This is a genomic window from Ruegeria sp. AF7 (assembly GCF_056541885.1).
This window is the reverse complement of sequence record NZ_JBQFYX010000036.1, coordinates 1-8,375: the sequence shown is the minus strand read 5'-3', so window position 1 is coordinate 8,375 and position 8,375 is coordinate 1. Positions and strand designations below refer to the sequence as shown.

General features: G+C 57.1%; 6 protein-coding genes and 1 pseudogene. 4 read left to right on the top strand and 3 right to left on the bottom strand.

Annotation, left to right across the window (positions count from 1 at the left end):
- From ACR0AP_RS20635 to ACR0AP_RS20625, 3 genes are all read left to right on the top strand, one after another.
- Nucleotides 1–1,331, top strand: a 1,331-nt coding sequence (locus tag ACR0AP_RS20635; protein ID WP_480509134.1) for a glycine cleavage T C-terminal barrel domain-containing protein, incomplete at its 5' end; no start/stop codon positions are given.
- 4 nt (nt 1,332–1,335) lie between these two features.
- Entirely contained in the window at nt 1,336–3,726 is a 2,391-nt protein-coding gene (locus ACR0AP_RS20630; RefSeq protein WP_480509132.1) for a GcvT family protein, read from the top strand.
- Between the two features lie 21 nt (nt 3,727–3,747).
- Nucleotides 3,748–4,110, top strand: coding sequence for a 3-keto-5-aminohexanoate cleavage protein (locus tag ACR0AP_RS20625; RefSeq protein ID WP_480509130.1), 363 nt, complete (start codon nt 3,748–3,750; stop codon nt 4,108–4,110).
- Nucleotides 4,111–4,279: 169 nt separating this feature from the next.
- On the opposite strand, the gene ACR0AP_RS20620 is transcribed toward ACR0AP_RS20625, so the two are convergent.
- The 3 genes and pseudogenes from ACR0AP_RS20620 to ACR0AP_RS20610 form a co-directional block, all read right to left on the bottom strand.
- On the bottom strand, nt 4,280–5,317 hold the full coding sequence (locus ACR0AP_RS20620; protein WP_480509128.1) for an IS110 family RNA-guided transposase: 1,038 nt from the start codon (nt 5,315–5,317) through the stop codon (nt 4,280–4,282).
- A gap of 360 nt (nt 5,318–5,677) precedes the next feature.
- A pseudogene (locus ACR0AP_RS20615) lies at nt 5,678–5,944 on the bottom strand (IS110 family transposase); the annotation flags it as partial.
- A gap of 41 nt (nt 5,945–5,985) precedes the next feature.
- On the bottom strand, nt 5,986–6,687 hold the full coding sequence (locus tag ACR0AP_RS20610; RefSeq protein WP_480509126.1) for a UTRA domain-containing protein: 702 nt from the start codon (nt 6,685–6,687) through the stop codon (nt 5,986–5,988).
- A 228-nt stretch (nt 6,688–6,915) separates the two neighbouring features.
- Between ACR0AP_RS20610 and ACR0AP_RS20605 the strand changes: the two genes are divergently transcribed.
- Nucleotides 6,916–8,375 (top strand): ABC transporter substrate-binding protein (locus tag ACR0AP_RS20605; RefSeq protein ID WP_480509124.1); only part of this gene is annotated, 1,460 nt, incomplete at its 3' end.

Sequence of the window (8,375 nt, the reverse complement as noted above, 5' to 3'; positions counted from 1 at the left end):
GTTTGGCACTGAGCCAGTGGATCCTGGAAGGTGAGCCCGAACTGGACTTGCATTTCATCGACGTCGCTCGCTTTGGCGACTGGACCACTCGCGAATTTGCCCGCGAACGCACCCATGAAATCCTGCCCATCCGCTACGAGTTGATCTACCCCGGAATTGAACGCAGCTCGGGCCGCCCCCTGCGCACGACACCTATCTACACCGATCTCCTTGCGCACGGTGCCATCATGGGCCAGGCCTATGGCTGGGAACGCCCCCTTTGGTATGCTCCGAATGGTGAGGTCGACGAGCCGAGCTTTGATCGCCCTAACTGGTGGGATCATGTCGGTAACGAGGCCAAAGCGATGGCTTCGGGCTGCGGACTCTCGGAAATGTCCTCTTACGGCAAATTCCGCATTTTCGGCCCTGACGCCGAGGCCTTCCTCGACCACATCGGCAGCGCCAAATGCCCCACGACGCCCGGCAAAATGGCGCTCTCGCTTTTGCTCAACGATCGCGGCGGCATCGTCGGCGACATAACCATCGAAAATACCGGCGATGGCCGCTTCAACCTTGTCGGTGCCACCTCCGGCGTTGCCCTTTACCACCGCTGGATGGATGACCATAAAGACGGCTTCGACGTCCGTATCGAGGACACCACCGAGAACCTATCTGCCCTTGGTGTCGCAGGCCCCAATTCCCGTGCTTTGCTCAACGAGCTCTCCGGCGGTGCCTTCGACGACTTCCCCTTCATGACGTCGAAAGAAGTCGAAATCGGTCGCATCCGCTGCAAAGCAATGCGTATCTCCTTTTCCGGCGAACTCGGCTGGGAACTGCACTGCCCGATGGTCAGCCAAAAGGCCCTGTTCGACACTGTCATGGCCGCTGGCCCCGCACATGGCCTCACTCTTATGGGTAGCCGCGCCATGGGTATGCTTCGGCTCGAAAAAGGCTACCGCAGCTGGGGCCACGAGATGACCACCGAAATCTCGCCGCACGCCGCTGGTCTGGAACGATTCTGCTCCAAGAAAAAAGACTACATCGGCCGCGCTGCCGTCGACGCCCAACGCCAAACGCCGCCACCCAAAAAGTTGGTAACGCTCGAAATCGACGCCTCGGCACCTCCCTGTTGGGGCACCGAACCCGTCCTGAAAGACGGCAACCTGATCGGCTACGTCACCTCCGGCGGCATGGGCTGGCGCACTGGCAAGATGCTTGCTGTGGCGTGGGTCGACGCTTCTATGATCGACATCGGCACCACGCTCGACCTGCAGATCCTGCTCAACACCTATTCCGCAACAGTTCTGGCCGATCCGGTCTACGATCCTACAAACGCAAAACTCACGGGTTAATACCATGTCCACCCTTCCCTCCCACGCCTCTGTTATCGTCATCGGCGGCGGCATCATGGGCAGTTCCACGCTCTATCACCTCGCCAAGATGGGCGTCTCCGACGCGATCCTCTTGGAACGCAACGCGCTGACTTCCGGCACCACTTGGCACTCCGCCGCACAGGTCCGCGCCCTCCGCCACTCGCGCAACCTGACGCGCATGATCCAGTATTCAGTCGACCTCTATTCACAACTCGAAGAGGAAACCGGCCAGAATGTCGGCTGGATTCAAAAGGGTTCGCTCTCTATCGCCACCACGCCTGACCGTCTTATCCACGTCAAACGTCAGGAAGCACTGGCTCACGCCTATGGCATCGAGGCAACCTCGATCTCTGCTGGAGAAGCCAAGGAACGCTGGCCACTGATGAACGCCGACGACGTGCTCGGTGCCGTCTGGTCCCCCGACGATGGCCGTGTGTCACCGTCAGGCGTCTGCGCCGCGTTGGTCAAGGCCGCCAAGGGTCTCGGCACCAAAATCTTCGAACGCACCGGTGTCACCGGCATCCTGACCGAAAATGGTCGCATTACAGGCGTCGAGACCACCCAAGGCACCGTCATGTGCGACGCCATTGCGCTCTGTACCGGCCTCTGGTCCCGAGAAGCAGGTGCCATGGCAGGCGCCGAAGTACCTGCGCTGCCCTGCGAACACTTCTATCTGCTCACGAAACGCATCGGCGGCATCGTCGGCAACACCCCCACCCTGTCAGATCATGACAACCATCTTTATATCCGCGACGATAGCGGCGGATTGCTCGTGGGTTGTTTCGAACCCATGGGCAAGCCGATCAAACCCGGTTTGCTTGATGAGACCTTCGAATTCGGCCTCCTGCCCGAGGATTGGGATCACTTCGAACCGATGATGGAGTTGGCCCTAAACCGTCTTCCGGCCCTGGAAACCGCTGAGGTCAAAATGCTCATCAACGGCCCTGAGAGCTTTACGCCTGACGGTACTTTCATGTTGGGCGAGACCGCTGAAACCAAAGGCCTCTTCCTTGGCTGCGGCCTCAACTCCGTGGGCCTTGCTTCCGGTGGTGGTGCAGGCATGAACCTCGCCCACGCCATCGTGCACGGCCACACGGCCTATGACCTGACCGAGGCCGACGCCAAACGCTTCGCGCCGATCTACAACTCGCTCGAGCATCTCATGGCCCGTGCGCCCGAGATTCTCGGCACCCATTATGACATCGCGTATCCGGGCAAACAGCTCTCAACCGCCCGGAACCTCCGCGCCCTGCCGCTCGACAAGGAATACCGGGCGGCAGGTGCGCACATGGGGCAGTTTTATGGCTGGGAGCGCCCGCTTTACTTTGGCAAAACTGCCGAGCCCACGCTGACATTCGGTCGCCCCGACTGGTTCGAAAACGTCGCCGAGGAGGTCAAGGCCGCCCACGAAAGCGCCGCCATATTCGACGCCTCGCCCTTTGGCAAGATCGAAGTCAAAGGCCCCGACGCCGAAGCCTTTTTGCTGCACACCTGCGCCGGGTTCATGGCCCGTGCACCCGGCTCGGTCATCTACACTGCCATTCTCAACGAACGCGGCACGTTTGAATCGGACATCACTGCCCAACGCATCGCCGAAGACCACTACCGTCTTTTCGTCGGCACCAATGCCATCAAACGTGATCTCGCCTGGTTCCGCCGCCATTCCGACGGCTTTGATGTGACCCTGACCGACACCACTGAAACCTACGCCGTTCTTGGGCTTATGGGTCCGGAGGCAGCCCGCATCGTCGCCGAATGTGGCGCGCCAGAGCTGAATGAACTTGACTACTTTAAGGTCGGCACCGGTCAAGTCGATGGCAAAAATGTGCGCGCTGCGCGCCTGTCCTATGTGGGCGAAGCAGGTTGGGAAATCACCATGAAGGCTGAAGATGCCTCCACCGTCTATGCTGCCTTTACCGCTGCGGGCGCAAAGCCTGCTGGTCTGTTCGCCCAGTCTTCTATGCGCATTGAAAAAGGCTTCTGCGCTATGGGTCACGAACTCGATGGCGATGTCACTCCTATCGACACCGGGCTTGACTTTGCAACACGAAAAAGGGGCGGGTTCATCGGTGCTGAGGCGCTGGCAGTACAACGCGAAAGCGGAGAAGAGCCGCATATCTTATCGCTTGTGCTGGAAGATGAAAGCGCCGTGCCGCTCGGCCATGAGCCGATCTATCTCGACGGCAAGCTCATCGGCCAGACAAGTTCCTGTGCCTTTGGCTATCGTATCGGCAAGCCCGTTGCACTCGGCCATGTGGACTCCCCTGTGAAAGATGGCGCGCGCGTAAAAGTAGACATCGCCCGTGAGCTATTTGACGCTACGATCACCGTTGGCCCTCTGTTCGACCCTGATGGATCACGGATGAAAGTCTGAGGCATGTAAGCCCCTCTGATTATGGCCGCGCACAATGGTGCAGCGCGCGGCAAGGTGGATCACTCCGCCTTGCCCGTCACGCTTCCAGAAATCGTTGAAACGGCCAATGCCTGCCATGCTGCTGGTGCCCACGCGCTGCACCTACATGTACGAGACGACAACGGGGCGCATTGGCTTAATGCGGGGCACTATCGGGAAACGCTTGTCAAATTTGAACGGGTCGTCCCTGCGATGCGCCTGCAAATCACCACGGATGTGAAGGTGATGTCTTCTCAATTCGGCGTGTTGAGGTCAAGGTCATTCTGGCTGTCGGCTCCCCTAGTGGTTAATACCCTTCGCAGTATCGCGCTTCTCTCCGGGATCGGCACTGTGGCCCTCCCATGATGGGACCAGAAGGATGGGGCGGAACAATCTAATCGGCGAGCTGAACGCAATGCGCTCGCATCAGACAACACCGCGAACTCACCCCACCCATCGTCCTGCGAAGGACATCGTTCCACCGGTGGCGGAATCGGTTAGCTTCCTTTGGTTTCTTGTTACTCTGGTTGCTGAACTACGTGGCAACAGGCAAGCTCTCCTTCGTCCAGCAGAATTCTGTTCCATCACTCCAGATGCGATGCATGATCACCGCAAGTCTCCGGGCCAAGGCGACAACCGCCTTCTGCCTGCCGCGGCGTTTGGCAATATTCATCGCCCAGGCTTTCAGCCAGGACCATTTCTTCACATTAGTAAGCAGGACTTGCGCTGCCTCGTAAAGCAGGCCTCGCATCATACCGTCGCCACAGCAGGATATGCGTCCGATCCGCTTGCATTCACCTGACTCCTTAAGTACCGGCGTCAAACCAAGCACAGGACCCACCGCCTTTGAGCGTGCAAACCGTTCGGGAATATCGATCGTTGCCGTATAGGCCAGAGCCACAACAGGACCAACGCCGGGGATCGTCATCAACAGGCGGCAGATCTCATCATCACGGGCCAAGTCTAAAACCTTCTTGTGCAGCTTGGTGAACTCTTTGCGCAGCAGTTTGCGTGCAGACAGCAAAGGCTGCATGATATCGCGAAGGTCAGGCCTGTCGTTGACGAGTTCATTGATCCGCTCTTCGTATTTGAGCTTGCTGATCTGCCCGACCTTCAGACCGAAATTCCGCAACAATCCGCGAATGTCATTCTCAATGGCAATCGCCTTCTCTTGAAGCAGCTTGCGGGCGGTGAGTAAGGCCCGACGTTTCTGGCTCGTCAGGGTCTTCACATGCACAGGCCGATAAAGATTGACCCGCATCATCTGGGCAATCCCGCGGGCATCATTGCGGTCCGTCTTGTTCGGCTGTGCTTTGAGGAACGCCTTGGCATGCCTGGTCTCGATGCAGATCACCGGCAAACTTGCCTTGGCAAGACCTTCGTACAACCACTGCGACAATGGACCTGCTTCGAGACCGTTCCGCTCAAAGTTCCGGGCGGGGTCTTGCAACACCGCGATCAGATCATCCGGATAACTGACGACCTTCACCTCCCGGCAAATCTCGCCTGCCCCGTCAACAATGCAAACTGCAGTCTCCTGCACCGACACGTCCAGTCCACAATAGTACTTCATGCTGCGCTTCTCCCTTCAAGGCTTGAGGCTGATGAAAACATGACCTCGTTTTACCATTCGCCAAAAGCGCAGCATCTCCACTTATCACCGGTATCGAAGATGGGCTCGTTGCCGAATACCCCATCTAATCGCGCAGTCTAGATCAAGTCTCTTTGCGTTTTGAATACCGGTTGCCGGGTGCATGGTTGTCTTCGCGGTCGACATCGGTCGCATGATGAAGCTTCGTGAGAGGAGACTTCCATATGTAGACGACGCACTCAGCTGATCCAGCGGTGCAACACCTTCAGCGGAATGGCTCTGCTTACGTCCCGGCGAGGACGTGAAAGTGTTATCATGGACTAAACGCGAGCCGTGATCTCGTCACGCTGCCGTTTCGGCACTTTGTTCGAAGAACCTGCCGGTTTTTAGCATAGCATGCATTATGACGGGCAGCTTGCGCGCAACGGCAACCGCTGCGCTTTTGAAGCCGATCTTTTCACGGAGTTTGAGGCCCCACAGCCGCAAGTCACAATCGGCTGAACTGCGGGTCAGGATAACGGTGGCAGCCTCATAGAGACGTCCTCGCAAATGACGGTCGCCGCGTCGGGATATGTGGCCCTCATAATCGACATCTACGGATGGTGCGCGCTACTTCCAAGTGCGACTCTTGTTACAAAACTGCATGTCCGTCAGTCCGGATCGCGTTCAAGCATCAGCTCAACCGAATCAAATCTCCAGTACTCCCGATCGATCTGGATAATGTTGCCCTGCTCATCCTGTTTCATTCGTTTCAGGTACAGCCCCGGCGCGCCCTTGGTGCAGCCTAGCATCAGTTGCGCGTCACCTTCCAACCGAATTGGTTTAATCTGGAGCGACCCGATAGTGGGTTCTATCCCATATTCATTTTTCCAGGTTTCGGTAAAGGACCCACTTTTGAGCTTTTCCCGGTAATCAGGCGCTATCACCCCATTAATCATCACTTTATGGGTGAAAATCCGGTGCCCGTTCAACGCGCCCCATCCTTTGAACACGAACAACTGCGCGCCTTCTTCCACACTAAACTCCACCGCCCGTTCTTTGTCAGCTGCCAATGTGAAGGTTTCAGTGTCGCTCCACGTTGCTTCGCCCTGCGATTGGGCCGCGCGGTGGAACCCAATATGGGTCGAGAGATTATAGATGAACCTTGGCTGGGAGACGAACCATCCGCGGCGATCCAATCGAAAGATCACCCCGTCATTCTCCAGCCCTAGTAACGCCTGACGCAATGACATTCGGTTCAGACCTAGGCTCAGAGACAGCGTGCGTTCGGACGGCAGCTTCTCTCCTGGACGCCATTCTCCAGCCTCCAATCGGCCCAGCAACGATGATTTGGCAATTTGAACGGATGTCATGGCAATTACCCTCGCATGAAAAGAAATTGTTACAAAGTCGGTTTATGTGTGTTAGAAATCTGGTTTAAACCAGTTCGAGATATTTGACAGTAACCATGTTCTTGATCAGCGAGTAGATCATCCAACGAACAAACCGGGGGGCCATGTTCAGTTTTTTACAAAACTAGCCGTCGGTCGGCACCTCTCCGAGGGCCTACAATCGATTAACAATCGCAAGGAGATACACGTATGAAATCCCTAGTCCTTGGAGCCGCGATGATTGGTGCGGTTGCCGCAACGACAGTGAGCGCAGACACACTGCGGATCGCCCATGAAGTTGGCTATGGTGGCTCAGAATCACTCGATCCAATTTCACCGAGCCGTTTCTACCCTCTTACACAGATGCTCTATTCGCGCCTGGTGCGTCAGGACAATGACGGGATGATTCAACCGGATCTGGCAACAGAATGGTCCTCGAATGACGCGGCAACAGTGTGGACCTTTAAACTGCGCGAAGGCGTGACTTTCCACAACGGCGAAGCGTTTGCTGCCGATGATGTGGTTTTCTCGCTGCTGCGAACGCAGTCCGAAGCGATTGACAGTCCCGTTCGAGGTGGCCTGTCGCTAATCGAAGGTGCCAAAGCCATCGATGCACAGACCGTTGAAGTCACATTGTCGTCCGCCCACGCGGACTTCCCCATCCTGCTGATGGATTACCGCGTTCGCATGCTGGACGCTGGCACCTGTAACAACGATCTGGACTCGATTTGCGAAGCCGGTGTGGGCACCGGCCCATTCCAGATGGAGACTATGGATCCAACCGGCACGACCATTGTTTCGCGTTTTGCCGACTACTGGGAAGGCCCCGCCGGCGTTGAGAACATCGAGGTTATCGGTATCGCCGATCAACAGGCCACTGTTGCCGCCCTTCAGGCTGGTCAGATCGACTACATCAATAACGTTACCGGTCAGCAGCGTGCCCTGTTCACCGATGCTGATCGCTACAGCATTCTGTCAGTGCCAACCGGTCGCTGGGTTGGTCTGGTCATGAACACGACCGAGGCCCCATTCGACAATCCACGTGTTCGCCACGCTCTGCGTATCGCGGCAGACCGTGATGCAATGTCCAAGCTGGTCTATGGCGCGGACGGCTATGTAGTAACCTGTGATCACCCCGTCTGGTCTGGAGATCAGTATCGCGCAGACATCGACTGTGGTCAGGACATAGAAGGGGCCAAGGCTATTCTGGCCGAAGAAGGCTATGCTGATGGGATCGATATTGAACTGTTCGTTTCCGACGTAAGCGAAGGCATGATCCGTATGGGCGAAATCTATCAGTCGCAGGCTGCCGCCGCAGGCATCCGCGTTGACCTGATTGTTGCGCCTTCCGATGGATACTGGTCCGATACATGGATGAAAATGCCCTTCGTCGGCACCAGCTGGTCCCAGCGCCCTGCTGACCAGATTCTGAACGAAGCCTTCCGTGGTGGCGCGTCCTGGAACGAAAGCTACTGGAATATGGCCGAGTTCGACGCTCTGCTTGATGCGGGCCGCGAAACGCTCGACTTCGACGCCCGCACCGAAGTTTACGGCGATATGCAGCGGATGCTGTTCGAAGCCGGTGGCACGTTCATTCCGGCGCACCAGAACCAGACCCGCGTGATGTCCGCACGTGTGAAGGGTATGGAGCCGGTGGAAGAGTTCACAAT

Excerpts from the sequence above, each read along its gene's own strand:
- ACR0AP_RS20630 (WP_480509132.1), top strand. The coding sequence starts at position 1,336 with ATGTCCACCCTTCCCTCCCACGCCTCTGTTATCGTCATCGGCGGCGGC.
- ACR0AP_RS20620 (WP_480509128.1), bottom strand. The coding sequence starts at position 5,317 with ATGAAGTACTATTGTGGACTGGACGTGTCGGTGCAGGAGACTGCAGTT.
- ACR0AP_RS20610 (WP_480509126.1), bottom strand. The coding sequence starts at position 6,687 with ATGACATCCGTTCAAATTGCCAAATCATCGTTGCTGGGCCGATTGGAG.
- ACR0AP_RS20625 (WP_480509130.1), top strand. The coding sequence starts at position 3,748 with ATGGCCGCGCACAATGGTGCAGCGCGCGGCAAGGTGGATCACTCCGCC.